This window comes from Methylotenera sp. G11, assembly GCF_000799735.1.
GTDB lineage: Bacteria > Pseudomonadota > Gammaproteobacteria > Burkholderiales > Methylophilaceae > Methylotenera.
This window is the reverse complement of record NZ_JUHH01000001.1, coordinates 459,552-479,065: the sequence shown is the minus strand read 5'-3', so window position 1 is coordinate 479,065 and position 19,514 is coordinate 459,552. Positions and strand designations below refer to the sequence as shown.

General features: G+C 47.1%; 18 protein-coding genes and 1 pseudogene. 12 read left to right on the top strand and 7 right to left on the bottom strand.

What is annotated here, in order from left to right; translation table 11 throughout:
* The first annotated feature begins 1 nt into the window (after position 1).
* The 6 genes from tmk to GQ51_RS02220 all read left to right on the top strand — a co-directional run bounded on the left by tmk (position 2) and on the right by GQ51_RS02220 (position 4,083).
* Positions 2-607, top strand: coding sequence for a dTMP kinase (gene tmk, locus GQ51_RS02245; protein WP_047549271.1), 606 nt, complete (start codon positions 2-4; stop codon positions 605-607).
* A 5-nt stretch (positions 608-612) separates the two neighbouring features.
* Positions 613-1,623 (top strand): DNA polymerase III subunit delta', encoded by a 1,011-nt coding sequence (gene holB / locus GQ51_RS02240; RefSeq protein ID WP_047549268.1) that lies wholly within the window; start codon positions 613-615, stop codon positions 1,621-1,623.
* A gap of 46 nt (positions 1,624-1,669) precedes the next feature.
* Positions 1,670-2,047, top strand: coding sequence for a PilZ domain-containing protein (locus tag GQ51_RS02235; RefSeq protein WP_052177646.1), 378 nt, complete (start codon positions 1,670-1,672; stop codon positions 2,045-2,047).
* Between the two features lie 16 nt (positions 2,048-2,063).
* On the top strand, positions 2,064-2,834 hold the full coding sequence (locus GQ51_RS02230; RefSeq protein ID WP_047549266.1) for a TatD family hydrolase: 771 nt from the start codon (positions 2,064-2,066) through the stop codon (positions 2,832-2,834).
* Between the two features lie 24 nt (positions 2,835-2,858).
* Complete coding sequence (locus GQ51_RS02225) at positions 2,859-3,626, top strand: MBL fold metallo-hydrolase (RefSeq protein WP_047549263.1); 768 nt, start codon at positions 2,859-2,861, stop codon at positions 3,624-3,626.
* A 76-nt stretch (positions 3,627-3,702) separates the two neighbouring features.
* A complete protein-coding gene (locus tag GQ51_RS02220; protein ID WP_200884385.1) occupies positions 3,703-4,083 on the top strand; it encodes a hypothetical protein in 381 nt (126 codons plus the stop codon).
* Between the two features lie 83 nt (positions 4,084-4,166).
* Here GQ51_RS02220 and GQ51_RS02215 read toward each other — a convergent pair whose 3' ends face one another.
* From GQ51_RS02215 to GQ51_RS02185, 7 genes are all read right to left on the bottom strand, one after another.
* Positions 4,167-5,690 (bottom strand): adenylate/guanylate cyclase domain-containing protein, encoded by a 1,524-nt coding sequence (locus GQ51_RS02215; protein ID WP_047549259.1) that lies wholly within the window; start codon positions 5,688-5,690, stop codon positions 4,167-4,169.
* 369 nt (positions 5,691-6,059) lie between these two features.
* The gene (gene hmpA, locus GQ51_RS02210; RefSeq protein ID WP_047549256.1) at positions 6,060-7,259 is read right to left on the bottom strand and encodes an NO-inducible flavohemoprotein; all 1,200 of its coding nucleotides are present in this window, start codon (positions 7,257-7,259) and stop codon (positions 6,060-6,062) included.
* A 104-nt stretch (positions 7,260-7,363) separates the two neighbouring features.
* Positions 7,364-7,807 carry an Rrf2 family transcriptional regulator gene (locus GQ51_RS02205; RefSeq protein ID WP_047549253.1) on the bottom strand — a complete coding sequence of 148 codons (444 nt, stop codon included), beginning with the start codon at positions 7,805-7,807 and terminating at the stop codon, positions 7,364-7,366.
* A gap of 122 nt (positions 7,808-7,929) precedes the next feature.
* Entirely contained in the window at positions 7,930-9,066 is a 1,137-nt protein-coding gene (locus tag GQ51_RS02200) for an HlyD family secretion protein (protein ID WP_047549250.1), read from the bottom strand.
* Positions 9,050-10,489: an efflux transporter outer membrane subunit gene (locus GQ51_RS02195; RefSeq protein WP_047549247.1), complete on the bottom strand. Its 1,440-nt coding sequence runs from the start codon at positions 10,487-10,489 to the stop codon at positions 9,050-9,052. The genes GQ51_RS02200 and GQ51_RS02195 overlap by 17 nt, the downstream gene beginning before the upstream one ends.
* Positions 10,486-12,072, bottom strand: a complete 1,587-nt coding sequence (locus GQ51_RS02190) for an MFS transporter (RefSeq protein WP_081987067.1) — start codon at positions 12,070-12,072, stop codon at positions 10,486-10,488. Before GQ51_RS02190 ends, GQ51_RS02195 begins: the two co-directional genes overlap by 4 nt.
* Before the next feature lie 159 nt (positions 12,073-12,231).
* The gene (locus GQ51_RS02185) at positions 12,232-13,080 is read right to left on the bottom strand and encodes a LysR family transcriptional regulator (RefSeq protein WP_047549241.1); all 849 of its coding nucleotides are present in this window, start codon (positions 13,078-13,080) and stop codon (positions 12,232-12,234) included.
* A 560-nt stretch (positions 13,081-13,640) separates the two neighbouring features.
* Between GQ51_RS02185 and ccoN the strand changes: the two are divergent.
* From ccoN to GQ51_RS02155, 6 genes and pseudogenes are all read left to right on the top strand, one after another.
* Positions 13,641-15,050 (top strand): annotated as a pseudogene (gene ccoN / locus GQ51_RS02180) (cytochrome-c oxidase, cbb3-type subunit I); the annotation flags it as partial.
* Positions 15,051-15,196: 146 nt separating this feature from the next.
* The gene (locus GQ51_RS02175; protein ID WP_052177645.1) at positions 15,197-15,670 is read left to right on the top strand and encodes a globin domain-containing protein; all 474 of its coding nucleotides are present in this window, start codon (positions 15,197-15,199) and stop codon (positions 15,668-15,670) included.
* Positions 15,671-15,739: 69 nt separating this feature from the next.
* Complete coding sequence (locus GQ51_RS02170) at positions 15,740-16,915, top strand: trans-sulfuration enzyme family protein (protein ID WP_047549239.1); 1,176 nt, start codon at positions 15,740-15,742, stop codon at positions 16,913-16,915.
* Positions 16,916-16,945: 30 nt separating this feature from the next.
* Positions 16,946-17,491, top strand: coding sequence for a pyridoxamine 5'-phosphate oxidase family protein (locus GQ51_RS02165; RefSeq protein ID WP_047549235.1), 546 nt, complete (start codon positions 16,946-16,948; stop codon positions 17,489-17,491).
* 182 nt (positions 17,492-17,673) lie between these two features.
* Positions 17,674-18,858, top strand: a complete 1,185-nt coding sequence (locus GQ51_RS02160; protein WP_047549232.1) for a WD40/YVTN/BNR-like repeat-containing protein — start codon at positions 17,674-17,676, stop codon at positions 18,856-18,858.
* A gap of 5 nt (positions 18,859-18,863) precedes the next feature.
* A complete protein-coding gene (locus tag GQ51_RS02155) occupies positions 18,864-19,142 on the top strand; it encodes a MoaD/ThiS family protein (RefSeq protein WP_047549229.1) in 279 nt (92 codons plus the stop codon).
* The last annotated feature ends 372 nt before the right edge of the window (positions 19,143-19,514 follow it).

Genomic DNA, 19,514 nt, shown 5'->3' with positions numbered 1-19,514 from the left:
CATGACAGCAAAATTTATCACTTTAGAAGGAATGGATGGTGCGGGTAAAAGCACGCACATCCCCAGAATCATAGAAATACTCAAAACCCGCGGACGTGAGGTCGTATCAACCCGCGAACCGGGCGGCACGCCTTTGGGAGAGCGCCTGCGCGAACTGCTGCTGCATGAGGCAATGCATGCGGAGACTGAAACCTTGCTCATGTTTGCAGCAAGGCGTGAGCATATCGCCCAAATCATCGCCCCCGCGCTGGCACGAGGTGCCTATGTGCTTTCAGACCGTTTCACAGATGCCACTTTTGCCTATCAGAGCGGCGCAAAGGGCGTTCCTGCCGACAAAGTGGAAATACTTGAGCAATGGGTGCAAGAGGATTTACAGCCGGACATGACGCTTTTATTCGATGTGCCGGTTGAAATCAGTATCGCAAGGCTTGCCGGCGCGCGCAGCCCTGACAAATTTGAGCGCGAATCAGCAGACTTCTTTACAAAAATCCGCGATGCATACCTGGAGCGAGCCCGCCAGAATCCACAAAGATTCAGGATCGTCGACGCCAGCAAGTCGCTGGGAGAAGTTGCCAAGGCGGTTGAAGATATTATTGCAACCATATAATTCATATGAATAAAGATTACGAGATATATCCGTGGCAAGACAAGCTCTGGCAGAACCTGAACCAGGGTCGCCAGAAGATGCACCATGCATTTTTAATGCATGGACGCGCAGGTATCGGTAAATACGATTTTGCACTCAGTTTCAGCCAAGCCTTGCTATGCCGCAATCGCGATGACCGTGGGTATGCATGTAATGAATGCCCCAGCTGCCGCTGGTTTAACGATGAAAGCCACCCTGATTTCCGCTTGATCAGTCCTGAACAGGAAACCGGCGCGGAAGAAGATGCGTCCCCGGCAAAAAAGACCAAAAAGAAAACCCAGATCTCTGTTGCACAGATTCGGGACTTGGGTGACTTTCTGAATTTATCCAGCCATCAGACCAGCGGGCTGAAAATCGTGCTGATTAACCCCGCCGAAGCGCTGAATCAGGCTTCAGCGAATGCATTGTTAAAAATGCTGGAAGAGCCGGCGCCTGGCGTGATTTTTATTTTAATCGCACATCAGCTGCAGCGTTTATTGCCTACGATTACCAGCCGCTGCCGAAAAGTCAGCATGCCGGTGCCGGATATGCAGCAAGCGCTGGCCTGGCTTGGCATGAAAGGCGTTAGAAACCCGGAGCAGCAGTTGGCTTACCTTGAAGGTTCACCGATTAAAGTACTATCCGAACAAGCGCAATTCGAGCAGTTATCCGAAGTGTGGAAGCATCTGGCGCTAGGCCGCAAAATGGAACCCCAGACAGCCGCACCCATCCTGATTGCCAGTTCGGTGGAAACCGGCGTGATTGCCGTGCAGAAATGGTTGTATGATATTGTTACCGTTAAGCTCGGGCAGCAGGCGCGATATCACTTGCAGCACGCTCGCGCTTTGCAAGCGCTGGCAGACAAGGTAAACTTGGGGCGAGTGTTTGATTTACAGAAAAAAGCCAACGAGCTTCGCAAGCTCGCAGCACATCCGCTGAACCATGAGTTACAGATGGAAAGCCTGCTGGTCGAGTATACGAAAGCGTTTCAAGCTTGATATTCATTGATTTGTTTAACTTATACCACTAAAAAGTAGCTACATTATGGCTGAAGACATACAAGACGATAACAAAACCATAGGCAACCTGAAGCCAGGGGTGCTTTCGCTTGCAATCAAGGAAAAAGTCGCGCTATATTCGGCCTATATGCCATTCTTAGCTGGCGGTGGCTTGTTTATTCCCACCAACAAATCCTTCAAAATGGGTGAAGAAGTTTTCATGTTGCTAAGCTTGCTCGATGACCCGATGAAGCTGAAAGTCGTTGGGCATGTCGTATGGATTACGCCTAGCACGCAAGGCAACAAACCCCAGGGCATCGGAGTTCAGTTCCACGACAAGAATGGCGGCCAGGAAGCCCGCAATAAAATTGAAGCCCTACTAGGGAACGTACTCAGGTCATCACGTCCCACACACACAATGTAATCCCCAAAAGCCACTTATGCTCGTTGATTCGCACTGCCATTTGAATTTCCCTGAACTTGCCGCCAACTTACCCGCTATCAGGCAATCCATGCAAGATAACGGGGTAGGGCATGCGCTTTGCATTTCAGTGACCTTGCCTGATTTCCCGCAAGTCCTGTCACTTGCAGAAAATAACCGGAATTTTTTTGCTTCAGTAGGGGTGCATCCGGATTATGAAGACATTGATGAGCCTAGTGTTGAAGAGTTGATAAAGCTGGCAGATCATCCCAAGGTCATCGCCATCGGTGAAACCGGTCTTGATTACTTCAGGCTGACTGGAGACCTGGAGTGGCAACGCGAACGCTTCCGCAACCACATACGTGCCGCGATCGCTTGCGGCAAGCCGCTAGTCATCCATACGCGGAATGCTGCAGAAGATACGCTGAGAATCATGCGTGAAGAAAACGCCCAGCAGGTTGGCGGCGTCATGCACTGCTTCACGGAGAGCCTGGAGGTGGCGATGCAAGCCATAGCGCTTGGATTCTATATCTCCTTTTCAGGCATTGTTACGTTCAAGAATGCAGCCGCAATCAAAGAGGTTGCCAGACAAGTGCCGCTGGACCGGATTCTGGTTGAAACAGATTCCCCATATCTCGCGCCGATTCCATATCGCGGGAAAACGAATCAGCCCAGCTATGTTAAATACGTCGCAGAAGAAATTGCCAGGCTGCGGGGTGTTTCCCTTGAAGAAATCAGCACCGCCAGCACGCAGAATTTCTTTCGCCTGTTCAAGCATGCCAACCCTTAACGCTCAATCACAAGGCAGCTGACCATGCAACTGACCATGCTTGGGGTTGGCTCCAGCGCAGGCACGCCGATGATCGGCTGCCAGTGCGGCACATGCACATCGTCCGACAGCAGAAACAAGCGGACACGCTGTTCCAGCGTAATCGAACTGGATAACGGCAAAGTGATATTGATTGATACCGGGCCGGATATACGCCAGCAGGCGCTAAGGGAAGGGCTTTCCCGCGTTGATGCCGTATTGTACACACACACGCACGCAGACCATTTGCACGGGATTGATGACCTAAGGGCATTCTGCCAGATTCAGCGCTGTCAGATTCCGCTATACGGCAGCCCGGAAGCCATGAACCACATTGCAGACAAGTTCGGGTATACATTGCGCGAAGTCGGCAATTTCTGGGACCTGCCCATTTTAAAAACTAATCCCGTTGCCGACCCATTCCAGCTGTTTGGTGAACTGATCATCCCGATACCAATCAAGCATGGCAACAGCGACATTTATGGTTACAGGATCGGCAATCTGGCCTACATCACAGATGTTTCAACGATTCCAGAGAGTTCGTTTGACCTGTTGAAAGGGCTGGATATCCTGCTGCTGGATTGTTTGCGATATGCAACGCATTATAGTCATGTTCACCTGGAACAAAGCTTGAAGTACGCCAGTCTGATTGGAGCCAATGCAACCTATCTGATTCACATGACGCATGAGATGGAATATAGCGCATTAAGCGCCCAATTACCTGACAATGTATTTGTGGGTTATGACGGGCTTAAGTTGAAATTACCTCTGTAAACGACTTGAATAAGCCGGGCGTTATGCTAAAGGCGCAATAAGTGAGATAATGAAAGGCTAAATTTTGGAGATAAGAATGCAATTTACTATAAAAAAATTATTCAGCTTTGCAATGGCAGTTTGTATATTTGCTACGGTTTCAATCGCAAACGCAGCGCCCCCTAAAAAAACCTATACTGAAGATGAGTTTTTAAATACATTCAGCGGAAAAACCAAGAAAGTCATTACCGAAAAACTTGGCGAACCCTTCAAAAAAGAACTTTCCGTGAAACCATCCGGCGCTAACACGATGTTGCTCAAAGCAGGAGCTGATGAATCGAAATCCAAGCCTGTTAAAGTAGAGATGTGGTATTACAAGAATATCGTCAAGTATGATCCAAAACGCACATATAAAGAAACTGAAGTGACTTTAGTGAATGACCGGGTAATGAATATCGCATTTTTTAATAATCGCTAATCACATCCGGTATTTCATAAGTAAACCCAAATAAAACAGCCCGTTACGGGCTGTTTTTATTTCAACACCTCAATAAATCCCGGCTATTTTATTGCACGTATCTGGGTTACTGCCGTACTCGAGATATCAATCAGTTTCATGTACCTCACATCATCTTTATCCACCAGGGTTGAAATCTGAGCATAGCTGTTTGAAACGAATATTTCTTGCTCAGGCGTCCTGCGTATCACGCCATAGTCTATTGAATTCCGTTCTGCATGCGTGAGTTTACTCACTAAATTCTTAGTTGCCCAGATTTCCCCATACCTGGAAAAATCAGAAAGCCTGCCGCAAATGTTAATGGTTTCACCCAGGATAACCAATTCATAACTTGTATTGGTTTTGAATGTTCCCAGCCACTCTTCGCCTTCATTAAGGCCGATATTCATGAACAGTTGATTCGTCCAGCCTTTTTTAAGCGCCCATTTGTGGCTGATGACCTTCATGCACTCACGAATCTCACATGCACATAAAATGGCATTCATGATGTAATTGTTATCAGGCTGCGGGAAAAAGTAATACACCATGCCATCACCGGTGTGTTTGCCATAAGCACCGTAATATTTCCTGAAGACAGGATCCAGCGCCGACCAGATTTCATTGATTAACTGAAAATACTCATCTGGCGGCAACTCAGAACAAATACGCACTGAGTTCTGTAAGTCGGCAACCATTACGGTTACGGGTGTCAGCACCGGCAATCTTTGGCTGAGAAGGGTGCGAATGACCGAATCCCTGTGCGATAGCCACTCAAGCAACTGGTTGGCGTCGGCATCATCCGGCACATAGGTAAACAGCACGCCCTCCCTGAAACTGATCGCGATGATGCGTTTGTTAACATCAATCGAATGATGCAGTACCGTATCCTGTATCAATGTATTTTTAGGCGCCTCTGACTGTGCGTAACAGTTTTCAAGCCAAAGCCTGTCATCCTGCGGCAAAGACAGTATCGTTCTGGATAGCGTATCTTTGGATAGCCGATGCTTAACGACATTAAAGTGCGATTTGAATAATGACTCTTTATCCGAATCGCTAAAACCTTTGGACCACTCAAGCAATTTCGGAATGACCGACCTGTCTTCAGCCCTGTCCGGTATGGCTGAATCCATAAAAAGACTGTGCTGCGCCGCAGCATTCAGCCACACCAGCCCGCACTCATAATTAATCATATATGCAGGGTAGGGTATGCTGTCTATCGACAGGTTGATAGATTCACGCGCATTCATTTTCTGCGAAGCGTGATTGTTTTGCACCCGATCTTCACTGGCTGCCGTCTGGTGATGCATTTGTACGGTATCTTCACTGTTGTCAGCATTATCGGTTTTATCTCCCGATGCAATTTGCCGGCATATACTGTTTATGGACAAGCCCTGTTTTTTAAGTAATTTTACCTGCTGAACCCGATCCACAGCCCAGTCCGGAAAATAACCCAGCGTGGTGAGCCTGGCGCCCGGATCAGTAGCGATGCGCCTGACTACAGGCCTCGGTAATAATCCCAAGCCAATATAATTATTTAAAGTAGCCCTGGATAAACCGGTCTGCTCAAGTAAATATTTGCTTGTAATCATGATCTACTACCACCTTTTATTTAGACAGTTACAAATATACAGATGTAGCAAGCAATGTCAAGTGTACAAATTAAATTGTTTATATTTAAATAATATATCGCTAGATTAGTAATCTTTTTAGCAAAAAGAAAGCAGGAATGGCTGCAAAAATAAAGAGGTATTAATTGTGCAGCTTACTAATTTAACTGGTTAAATAAACTGCTCAAAAACAACTTATACAGTTTTAAATTTAAATGCGTAAGTTATTTGTACAATTATAACTTAATTTAGACAATAAGGTAGGTAGCAGCAAGTGTTGCCAAATGAAGGATGTTTGATCAGGGAAGTGTTACTGGCGGACATTCGATATTGGATGTCCGCCAGCAGCGTTTAAATTAAGTGATTAAGACTTTCTGGGCCAAATACTTCCCTATGAATATTGTTTTGATGAATGCCCAATTCGATCAAGGCATCACGCTGATCATCCATAAACGACTGTGGTCCACATATGTAATAGATGCCATCCCTGAACTCCGGCGTGATATGGCTGCTTAAATCCATGCGTCCTTCCCTTTCGTCAATATGCTGTTTTTTTGACTCATTCAGAAAGAAAACCGTTTCCAGATTCTCCAGTTTACCTTTTGCGCTCTGTATCTCATCAATGTGTGCAACGCTGGCGATATTGCGGGCTGCGTGTGCAAACATCACTTTCCTGCCCGGATTGGTAACTGCAATATCATTCAATATTGAAATCATCGGTGTAATGCCTACACCTGCGGAAACCAAAGCGATAGGGCGCGGATCCTGAATATCAGGCGTAAAGTTTCCACATGGGAAGCTGACGTTAATGGTGCTGCCAACCCTTGTGTGCTGATGCAGCCAGTTTGATACATTACCCTGAGGTTTATATTCATCTCCGCCTTCCCGTTTCACCGTGATCCTGAGTGTATTTTTTTGCGGTGAATCAGACAAACTATATTGCCTGATCTGCCTCAAGTTCAATTCTTCAATATGCACAGCCACACTTATATACTGGCCAGGCTTAAAAGCAGGTAATTTGGTCTGATCATCTGCGCGCAAGGTAAATGAAACCACATTGTCCGTCTGATGCAGTTTCTCTGTTACTTTAAGCTTGATCCATTCATCCGGCTGCTGGTTATTCTGCTTGTAGAGTAAGGCTTCAGTGGTAATCAATGCATCCGCTAATAGGCCATACGCTTCCTCCCAGGCCTCGATCAGCTCAGGTGTTGCCGCATCACCAAGCACGCCTTTAATCGCGCCAATTAAATGATGTCCAACGATAGGGTAATGCTCAGGTTTGATGCCGACAGAAACATGCTTATGCACGATCCTTTCCACCACCGGTTTTAATGCTTCCGTATTATCGATATTGGCCGCATAAGCGAATACTGCGGCTGCCAGCGACTGCTGTTGAGAACCATTAGCCTGGTTTCCCATATTGAATAGGTTCATGAGTTCGGGGTGGGCTTCGAACATGTTTTTATAAAACAATGTCGTAATTGCGAGTCCATGCTGCCTGAGTACGGGCACGCTGGCATCTATGTATGGCTTTGCTGATATTGATAGCATAAAATCTCCTAAAGTTGCATATAAAATGCAACATATAACTTCAAAAAAAACACTCGGGTGAGTGTCTGCTAAAACTTCCTGCTGCTGGTTAAAAGTAAATGCGGTTACCCAATAGCGTAACGCTGGTGTAATTCAATTACCGCTAATTGAGTTTTCTTATCTACAATGCTCTTTAAGGTGTATTTATTCATTTCCTCATAAAAATTGTTCAGTCCGTGATCCAGAATCTCTTTTAAATTGCAGCGGCCAGTCAAAGCGCATGGCGGCTCATTACAATTAATCAGAGTTGTTTTGTTTTCCAGCTCTTTCAGGATGTTGCCTAATTTCAGCTGATTGGCATTGGCACCAAGCTTTAGCCCACCGGTTCTGCCGCGGGTAGTAGAAATCCAGTTTAATTTATTCAGCCTGGTAACCACTTTTACAAGGTGATTTTTAGGCACATTAAATTGCTGCGCAATCTCCTGGATAGTAACAACGGAACCATCCACCTCATGCGAGAGGTACATCAGAACCCTTAACCCAAGGTCAGTAAATTTTGTGATCTGCATAAAAAGTATTTTATATATGTTGTATATTATATGCAACATATTATGCTCACAATTGGGTCTCTGGTGATAACAAAATGTTTTATATCCGGTTGAAATTAAATAGCGTTAAAAATGCAGAACCATTAGTTTTTATTCATAATCGCTTGTGCTGCAGATAAAGCGCCTTTCATCTCGTTTTCGAAAATCGTGGTTGAGAAACTCGGGTTATCAACCGTTACCTGCGAAATTAAACTCTCGGCACCTGAGTTTGTTTTTCCGGTAATCTTGACCCGTACCGAGAGCCCCGGCCGCAAAGGATGTTTCACAAGGTCTTGCTGAGACAAGCTGATACGTACCGGAACGCGTTCTACAATGTGTATGTAATTGCCCGTGGTATTTTCCGGCGGAAAAAGGCTGAATGTGCTGCCACCGGCAGGCTCTATACCCAGCACCTTGCCATGGTAGGTTACGCTATTGCCGTACATGCCTGCATTTACAATCACATCCTGCCCGGCCTGCACCCGATGCATATCAGTTTCTTTAATATTTGCCGTAATCCACAGTCCGTCGAGCGGGATGATATTCATAAGCAGTTGCCCGCTTGCCAGAGACTGCCCTACCTGAACGCGACGGTTAGCGACATAGCCGGCAACAGGTGAGGCAATATCCGAACGCTTATACAGAATATAGTTTTCGATGAATTCTGCTTTAAGCTTCTGCACTGAAGGGTGGTCAAGCACTTGCGATTTGCCGGTAAGCGCCAGGTATTTCTGGCGATTGGCGCGTGCGGCTTCTATATCTTTGTTGATAATGGCAATGTCGGCCGTTGTGTCGGCCACTTTCTGGGCAGAGGCTGCACCACCGGATTCAGCTTTGATGTAACGTGACAAATTATCTTCTATTTTTTCACGCTGCGCATAAAGGCTTGCGATTGCAGCGTCTGCTTGCCGTACCTGTACATACTGGCTGCGTGTGAAACGTATGGTTTCAGCCAATGCGGATGCAGATTTATCCATGCGCTGCTTTGCCAGATGACGCTCTTGCCTGATCAGCACCTGATTGGCATTCACATACATGGAGTTATCTGCATAAATATCGGTCACAACACCAGGAACCAAGGCATGCACCGGGATAATGTTCCCAGCAACATAAGCATCGTCACAATCGATATTGCCACCCCAGAATAATTGCCAATAAGAGATTCCTGCCAGCGATCCCAATATAATCAGTGCCAGTAATAAATGTGTCCTGCGGTATCTGTCTTTAGTTTTGGAGGTCATTTCCTGTTTCCTGTAATTCGCCATCTAATGCAGTTGCCATATCTGTAATTGCACATAACCAATCCAATCGCGCCTGCAGGTAATCTGCGTATGCTCGCTGCTTGTTAATCAATGCTTCCAGGTAAGCTAATTTATCGTTAACTCCGCTATTAAATTCTGCGTGCATGGATTCCGCATAAGCCGTGCGGCTTTCAAGGATCAGTACTTGCGACGCCAATATACTTTTAGTGTTTTCAAGGTTTTCAAGATGAGTGGCAACTTCTTTAGCGGCATTCAGTACCGATTGGTTGTAGGCAAACACTGCGGCATCATAAGCCGCCGCTGCCGCATCAAACCTGCTCTCAAGCTCATGATGATTGAATATGGGCAAACTCAGTGCAGGCCCGGCTGCATAAGACAGGCTTTGTGAATCGAAAAGATTGGCCAAGCCCAAGCTGTTGAATCCCAGCAACGCCCGTAAATTGATGTTGGGATAAAAGTCTTTTTGAGCTGCTTTCTCCATATGTGAGCTATAGCGGATGCGCCATAATGCAGCCTGTATTTCCGGCCGCCTTGAAATGGAATCAAGATTAATCGTTGCCGGGACCGGCAAACGCTGCGGTATGGACAATTCATTCTGCCGCAATTCAATGGCCTGGTCAGGGCTCCTGCCTAACAGGTGCAGCAATGCATATTGCAGAGCGCCTTTACGCTGCTTGATAAGTGATAGGCCTGCATTGGTCTGACCAAGATATAACCGTGACGGCAGAACAGCAGAAGCCGGTTGCAACCCGGCCTGTACCGCATTGATCCTGACAGCTTCGACCTCTTTTGCTGCTTCGATGATATCCAATTGGGCCTTGACCAGCTCATTCGCCGTGACCAGGGCAAAATAAGTCTTGATCACTGACTGCCGAAGCGTAATTAAGCTGCCTTTCAATAGCGCTTTATGTACTTCCGCATGTGCAGCAGCACTGGCAATGATTTCTTTATCTTTTCCGAAAAAGTCAGGGCGATAATTAACAATCAACGGGTTTGCCACGCCGATAATATTGGTTTGCCCGTTATAAATCCCATGATCACCGTTATTCGAATAATGCAGACTTGTCACGGCTGCGGCAGCATCTACCCTGGGTAATTGAACGGATCTTGATTGCCTTAATTCTGCCTGGGCAATCTCAAGCCGGCTGTTAGCTTCCGCGATGGATGGGTTGCCTTTTTGCGCTAATTTTATCAAGCCTTCTAATTCATCGTTGTTAAAAACCTTCCACCATTCATTCGTGTTTATTTCAGCTTCATCATTGCTTACTGCGCTGTTGGAAGTGATGAGATGCGCAGGAATTTTCACCTCCTTGATTCTTTCAGCATGGTCTTTGATAGCCGGCACGCATCCGGAAACCAATGTCAGCAGCAAAACCGCCAAAGTACTGCGCCGGTAACTCAAGGCTCTTCTCCTAAACTCTCGACAACACTATCCTGCACCGTGGATTTATGTACGATGTGTCTGGGGCTGGCCCACCAGACAGCAGCGCCCAATACAATAAAGATGAGTGCCAGCGTATAAAACATGGCATTAAGCGTAAGCAGCCCACTCACGGAGTTCACTTTCAGGCGCAACAGATGCTGCACCGCAGGTTCTGCAAACCCCAATTCATAAAAATGTGCGCTGAGGGCTTCTTTAGCAATGCTGCCCTGGAAAGTCATGTGGTTTTTCACATACGCCAGGTAATGATCCCAGCCTATGTCAGACAAAGTGATTGCAAGTCCGGCTGATAAATTCCTGAAAGTATTCAGTATGTCTACAGCATGTAACTGCTCCTCTGGCGGTACGTTGCCTAATGCAATCGTAGTCATCGAAATTAAAAGCAGCCCCATTGCAGCACCTTCTAAAAACTGAGGCAACAGCAGGCTTTCCCAGGGCGCAGGGCGGGTATAGGTACTCATCCACCAAAAACTCAATGCAAAACCAAAGCATGAAATACATGCCAGAACCCTGGGGTCATAGCCGTGGTGTATGAAATACTGCGCCAGAATATTGAGGGGTTTTGAAAAAACAAAAATAGGCAAAAACAGCAGGCCGGCATGCCAGGCGGTATAGCCTTCAACCAATTGCAGCCTGATCAGGTACTGGACGATAGAGCTCTGCAGCGCCATGAAAGCAAGGCACAGCACCATCAGGCCAAAAGCGTAATTGGGGTATTTGAAAACCTTGAAATTCAACAGCGGATATTCGACACTGTTGTTCTTGAACCAGAATAATGCAGAAAATAAACAGAATATTGCCGCTGCCAGCCACAACTCATCTTCGCGACTGGTAAGGGCCGAAATCAGCCCTATATTGAAGAACTCCTGCAGTGCGATACAGGCTATCGCAAATAATGAAAATAGAAATAAATGAGACTGGATAGGGTAGGCGCTATCCAGCCCATCAACGCTTTTCCTGTGCAATAGCCAGATGACCGCTGCAACCATCGTGATCAGACATGCTGATATGGCAAAAAGCAAGCGCCAGTCACCAAGGACATACGCAAAGAAACCGCCAAGGGCAGGGCCGATGGAGAATGGCGTAAATGCCGCGATGCCCCATAATGCTACGGCGATATGCTGCTTGGGCTTCTTATAATGCATCAATAGAATCGATAGCGAGGGCGACAGGCTTAAACCGGCGGAAAAGCCCTGTAATGTTCTGGCTGCCGTCATCAGCGGGTACATTGAGGTCGTTAATAAAACGAACAGGCAAGACAAGGCGAATAATATATATGCGATCAAAGCTGTATTGACTGCGCCGAACCTGCGCATTAACGGGCGGGCAATCAGGAATGCCGCCCCCATCGCCGCAAAGTAATTGCTTTGCCCCCAGACAACGTAAGGCAAGCCTTCGCCAATACTGCCTGCAACGTACGGAAGCATAGGCAGGTATGCGCCCGCATTCAGTATCGTTATGAAATGTCCAAAACCTAGAGCAATATTTAATATTAAAAATTGAGTGGTTGGGAGTTCAGTGGAACAGCGTTCCCATTTAATCATCGTTACAATCTTCTGGTGTTTAAGTCAGCCGGGCTGCACTTGGCTATATCGGCCGCAAGTATAGAAAGAATCGATGATTATTTATAATGAATAATTTAAGGTTTTTATATCAGAATTTTTAATATATAAATTATTTAACCCATCAACCAAGTGTGATGTTCAGTACTGGGACCAGCTGATCTCATCGCTGAGCGTCTCTTTTAAAATTTCCAGGGCGCCGGATGTTGCCAGGTTGTGTTTGTCACGAGGGTATATGAGATACACCGGATACGAAAACTCCGGCGCCTGAGGTACCAGCTCCAGCGTTCCTTCCTGCAGCGGCGCCTGGACCACTCGCGTCCTGAAATAACCGCTGCCGCCATTATTCTGCAAATAGAACAATGCCAGAGGGCCAAAATTAATGACCAGATTGGTTTTGGCGAGATGTGGCAATGCCGCATCATGCTGCTGGCGGAATTCCTTCCCCCAGTCTATGTACACGTAGGGTTCAGGTTTGGAAGGGCAGCGCACCATCACCAGCTTTTCTTCTAAAACCTGTTCAACCTGCATACCGGCCCAATATTCCGGACGATGAACCAGAATAATATCGATCAAACCGCTTTCAAGCTTTTGATGCAGCGTATGCGACTCGCCAATCTCAACATGAATGGCTACGTCAGATTGAATCTTCCTGAGTTTGTTGAGCCAGGCAAGCATTAATGGGTTCCATAAGCTAAACTCACCGCCTATGGTAATCGATACTTTATTACCTTCAGGCAAAGGCAAGTCTCTTCTCGCGGCTTCCCATACCTGTATCAGCTGGGTGGCGTGCGAAATAAAATGCTTGCCGTTTTCAGTAAGATTTGCGCCGCTGCGGTTACGGACAAACAGCCGGCATTTAAGCTGCTCTTCTAAAATATGAATCCTGGCCGTTACCGTAGTCTGCGTAACATGCAAACGTTCCGCAGCGCTGATAAAACTGCCGGTTTTCGTTATTTCTATAAAAGTGCGGATTAAATTTATATCCATATTGGTATCAATTTTTATGCATTGAATGCATATTGTATTGCATTGTGAATGATTTGTTTTTTTCTGGATCTCAATTGTTTAAAAGAATGGACAAATTACCTGACGGGTTTAATTATATTTACCTGCAACGGTTTTATGCCTTCAGGATAAATGCATTATCCTTCTTGAGCACATGCTCCGTATTGAAGATCAATAATTATTTATATCAAAATTTATGAATTTAAAAACTATTAAATTTCATTAGTCATGATCCGGCTTTAATCTCATACTGATGCTTGATTTAGTGAGTAGCGATAGTGTTCTAACGCCAATGGTACGGCTTAAGTATTAAGGCCGATGAAGGTAAGTCCGGCAGCGTCCATTTGCTGCATCAGCTTGTTGTGTAGTTTCAGATTCGAATTATACAAAAACATTTATTACTCTCTCTAGTATCAGCTTCTGAAAATTCTAAGTTTTAGATAGAGATAAATGCAATGAACACTAGCGATTTAAAATCACCCCCGGCTTTTCCCGCCAATACTGAACCTCCAAGCTCAAGACCTAACGCACAGTCTTCAGGATTCTACGATGACTATGTAGTCCGTCGATTCACAATCATGGCGATCATCTGGGGCGTGGTCGGCACCCTGATGGGGGTCATTGTTGCTGCCCAGCTTGTCAATCCTGAATTAAACCTTGGCTTGCCGTGGACTAGCTTTGGCAGATTAAGGCCATTACATGTCAACCTGGTGGTATTCGCTTTTGGCGGCTGCACACTGTTTGCAACGTCTTACTATGTCGTGCAGCGCACCAGCCAAACCAGGCTGGCCTTCCCGCTGCTGGCTCGCTACACGTTCTGGGGCTACCAGGCCGTGATTGCCGCTGCAATCATTACGCTGCCTCTTGGCTATACATCCGGAAAAGAGTACGCCGAGCTTGAGTGGCCCATCGACATATTGCTGTTTCTGGTCTGGGTTTTATACGCCAAGGTGTTTTTCGGCACCATCAAAGCCAGAAAAGTAAAGCACATCTATGTTGCAAACTGGTTTTATGGTGCTTATATCATTGTCCTGGCAATTCTGCATTTCATCAACAGCATGGAGATCCCGGCTGGGTGGCTTAAATCCTACTCAGCGTATGCCGGTGTTCAGGATGCCATGATTCAATGGTGGTATGGCCACAACGTGATTGGCTTTATGCTGACGGCAGGTTTCCTGGGCATGATGTACTACTTCGTACCTAAACAGGCAGAGCGCCCGGTGTACTCATACCGTTTGTCTATCGTGCACTTCTGGGGCCTGATCTTCACTTACATGTGGGCGGGTTCACACCACCTGCACTACACCGCACTGCCTGACTGGACACAATCAGTCGGCATGGTGCTGTCACTGATCCTGCTGGCACCAAGCTGGGGCGGCATGATCAACGGCTTGATGACCTTGTCCGGCGCATGGCACAAACTGCGCGATGACCCGATCCTGCGCTTCATGATCGTTTCCCTGTCTTTCTACGGCATGAGCACGTTTGAAGGCCCGATGATGGCGATTAAAACCGTTAACTCGCTTTCACACTTTACAGACTGGACCATCGGCCACGTGCACTCAGGCGCTTTAGGCTGGGTTGGTTTCGTATCCATGGGTTCACTGTACTTCCTGACACCACGCCTGTGGGGCCTGAAACAGATGTACAGCAAGAAGGCCATTGAAGTGCACTTCTGGATGGCGACAATCGGCGTAGTGCTGTACATCTCCGCAATGTGGATATCCGGCGTGACGGCTGGCCTGATGTGGCGTGCGATGAACGATGACGGCACCCTGACCTATACCTTTGTTGAATCTGTAAAAGCGATGCATCCATTCTACGTGATCCGTATGACCGGCGGCCTGATGTATTCATCCGGCATGATACTGATGCTATGGAACACCATCAAAACAGTGCAGATGGGGCAGGTTGCCCGTGCCAGAATCCCCTCAGCATCGGCTTATGTGTGAGTTGACCAACCGAATAGATTAAAACGAATCAGTGATGCCAGCCGCCTCAGGTTGCAGAAAAAGCTGGTCAATACGCATCAGCAATTGGCTATTAAGTAAATATTGCGCATGTTATTAATTTTTATACACAAATAAAAGGGAAAATTATGCTATCTGATTTTGCAAGAACCTATATCAATGCCAGTGTTCCGGTTTTACGTGAGCGGTGTGTAGCAATAACGCATATATTTAACCGCAATTGCTTTAAAACCTATCCTGAACTCAAGCATGCTTTTAATATGGAATGCAAGGCCTCAACAGTACCGCAGCAGCCGCTGGTATCCGTTGTGTTTGCATATGCGGCCAATATTGACCGTGCCGATAGATTCCGGCCTGTTATGCGCCGCCTTGTGCGGAAATCAGCTTCCTGGGGGATAACAGCCATAGATTACCCGATTATCGGCAGCCATTTTCTGGATGCGATCAAGGAAACCTTAGGTTACGCTGCAACCACGCATTTACTGGCAGCATGGGCCGAAGCCTTTGCATTATTCACCCAGGCGCTTGTGATGGAAGAGGGCGAGCTAAACAACGCGTCACGAGTTAATATAGCAGAGATGGAAGACGCACATGCGATATAGCGCATCATGATATTTAAAATGCAACATACTGCCGATTGAACGTACTGATGATTGGATAGGATAATTTAAATGGCTACCAAAAATAATGGCTTTGCTACCAACTGCATTCATGCAGGTGAAATTACTGACCAATTCGGAGCTCCGCACACCCCGCTATACGACACCACCACCTTCAGGTTCAGCTCAACGGCAGACATGCTAAACGTGATTGAAGGCCGCAACTCTGGTTATTTTTATACCCGATACGGGACAAACCCGAGCGTGATGAGTGTTGAAGCCAAGCTGGCAAGCCTTGAACGTGCGGAGGGCGCTTTGGCGTTCGCCTCCGGGATGGCTGCAATCTCTGCAACGCTGCTCGCCCATGGCGAGCACGGCGTCATTTGCCTTGGGGAAGTTTATGGCGGCACATGGGAGTTAATGTCCCGGCAATTACCGGCTTTAAACCGGCATACGAGTTTTATGGCTGTCAATGACCTGCACGGGCTCGAGCGTTTATTAGCCAAACAAAGCAGCCTGATCTACCTGGAAACACCATCCAATCCTTTGCTTGAAATTGCCGACATCTCACAGATCTGTTCTCTGGCACATCGCTATGGCGCAAAAGTCGCCATTGACAGCACATTCGCCACCCCGGTCAACCAGCAGCCATTATCACTGGGTGCCGACATTGTGATTCATAGCGCAACCAAATATCTCGGCGGGCATAGCGACCTGACAGGAGGCGTAGTGGCTGCTGCAGACAACATGCTTGAACCGATGCGCATCTGGAGAAAAAACCTTGGGCAGATTCTGGCGCCGGATTCGGCGCACCTGCTGGCGCGCAGCTTGGCAACGCTGGAGGTACGGGTACAGCGGCAGAATGCAACCGCATTGCACTTGGCAACCGCATTGCAAAAACACCCGTTAGTCAAACAGGTTTATTATCCTGGTTTAGAGAGTCACTGCGGTCATGAGATCGCCAAGCGCCAGATGCGTGGATTTGGCGGAATGATCTCATTAACCATAGACGGCGAGGCAGGTGCCGCCACCAGAATGATCGATAGCCTGCAATTATTCTCCATAGCAGCAAGCCTGGGCGGGGTTGAGAGCCTGATTTCGCAACCGGCGCTAACTTCGCATCGTGACCTCAGCGCAGAGATGCGGGAATCTCGCGGCATTACTGACAATTCCATAAGGCTATCCATCGGGCTTGAAACACCTGAAGATCTGGAGCATGATTTGATGCAGGCACTAGCCAAAATTTAAATACTGAAATTAATGACTAAATAGAGTTGTATGGCTAAACATTACCCGGCACTTACCGATCGCCTGATTGAATTCATCTCGGAACAGAAAATCTTTTTCGTCGGGACGGCTACCGCGGATAGTCGTGTCAACATCTCACCCAAGGGTCTGGATTCACTAAGAATTCTAGACAACAACCGCTTACTCTGGCTTAACCTCACCGGCAGCGGAAATGAATCATCCGCACACGTTCAGAACCATCCCCGCATGACCATCATGTTTTGTGCGTTCGAAGGGCCGCCGATGATACTTCGGCTTTTCGGAACCGCAAGAGTGATCCATAAAGATGACGAGGAATGGCAGAAACTTTTCGGATACTTTAAGCCCTTGCCGGGCGCACGCCAGATATTCGATCTTTCAATTAACCTTGTGCTCACATCCTGCGGAATGGCTGTACCTAACTATGCTTATACCGGTGACAGAGACATGCTTTCGGATTGGGCCGAGAAAAAAGGTGACGATGGTTTAAAACTGTACTGGGAAGAAAAAAACAAATTCAGCATTGATGATATTCCAACGAATATCCTTACAAAATAATGCGCAAACATGAATCAAACATTTAAAACGGGTAGGGAATATTGCCAACCCACTGCAATCGCAGGCATCATTCGCTCCAATTGTTAATTTCCCTGCCAATACAGTATTCAATTACAATCAGATAAATCCAAACCTTGTTTCTTTACAAAGAGATGCAGTAGCGTAAGCATTGGAGGTGGTTGATGTCTGATATGATTTTGCTGGGCACTCGCAAAGGCACCATAATATTCGATCATACACATGCTGGCTGGCGGCCGCGCCCAATCGCACATGCAGGCATTCCGGTATGTTACGCAGCATCTGACCCTCGTGACGGCACCTTGTGGGCCTCACTGGATCATGGGCACTGGGGCCCTAAATTGTCCTGTTCCCGTGACAGGGGTGCCAGTTGGACCGACATTTCATCGCTGAAGTACCCTAAAGGCGCACGCTATATCGTCAAATACCTGCCCACCCCGGATTTCAACCCGAAATCGCCGACCGCGCTACCGGAGTATGCCGATGCAAGCATACTTAAAATCTGGAACATTGCATTTGGCAATGCCAATCAACCGGGCAGGCTATATGCAGGCACGATCCCCGGCGGCTTGTTCGTCAGTGACGATGGCGGCGACAACTGGGAACTCAACCGACCGCTATGGAACCACCACAGCCGCGGTGGTGACCTGTTCGATGGCGATACAACGACTGAAAATCACTGGAACGGCACACCTGCAAGTATTGATTACGGTGTGTTTGAACCTGGCATTCATTCAATCATCGTAGATCCGCGGGATCAGCTTCATCTTTATGTTGCGGTATCAACAGCGGGGGTCATCGAGACAGTGGATGGCGGCAAAAGCTGGACAGGGCGCAATCAAGGCATGCTGATGGACTATCTACCTGACCCTGAATCCGAATGGGGTCACGATCCACACTTCGTGACATGCTGCCCTGGCCAGCCAGATCACCTATGGCAGCAAAACCACTGCGGTGTTTTTTACAGTAATGACGGGGCAAAACGCTGGGAAAAAGTGAGCATGCCCGACCTTGGCGTGAATTTCGGCTTCCCGATTGTTGCTGATGCACATGATGGACGCACTGCATGGGTCGTCCCGGCGCGTGCTGATTCAGAACGAATGGCGATTGATGGCGGCCTGTTCGTCGCACGCACGACCGATGGCGGTCAGACATGGCAGCGTTTTCAAAGCGGACTGCCACAGGATAACGCCTACGATATTGTCCTGCGGCATAGCCTGGATGCAGCAGGCAATAGCGTATGTTTTGGAAGCTCGACCGGCAATGTATATCTGTCAGAAGACCGCGGTGAAACATGGCGGTGCCTAGGCAACAATTTCCCGCCGATTTATTCAGTGCGGTTTGGCTGAAAACCATGCCTGGTGTTGAAATGACGCAGCAGCTATACCGGTTTTTTCCGCAATTAAAAAACCGGACCATCACCGTGCCGGCCGGCACAGTTGCGGAAATCATATCCGCAGTCAACGAGATCGCCCCAGGTTTTAGCGATTACGTGCTCGACGAACATGGTGCGCTGCGCAGGCATGTGAATCTATGCATCAACAACACCATGGTGATTGATAAAATTAAACTCTCTGATCATGTAACGGAAAATCAAACCGTTTATATTTTCCAATCCCTGAGTGGTGGTTGAATTAGTTGCATGCAAGGGTCGATTTCTTCGGTTATTTAATTTCGTATAATGTATATTATGTAAAATTCAACATACATCAAAATAGCAGCCAGGCTTTTATACTCCAAGCATAATTCACCGTTTGATGCCGCGAACCAATACTCACTCGTCTTGCCACCTTGATTTTAAGTAATCAACCAAGCCTGGAAAATTTAAGCTACCACGATTAAACAAATATGATTACTTATCTTTGCTACTCGTAGAATCTCAATCTTGCAAATTCAAATCCAACATAGACAAATCCGTCAACACTTATTGCACAGCCGATATTAAAGCCAATAAATATATAAAACTTGCAGATGCATTAGCCAGGTAACTAACATGCAAATGATG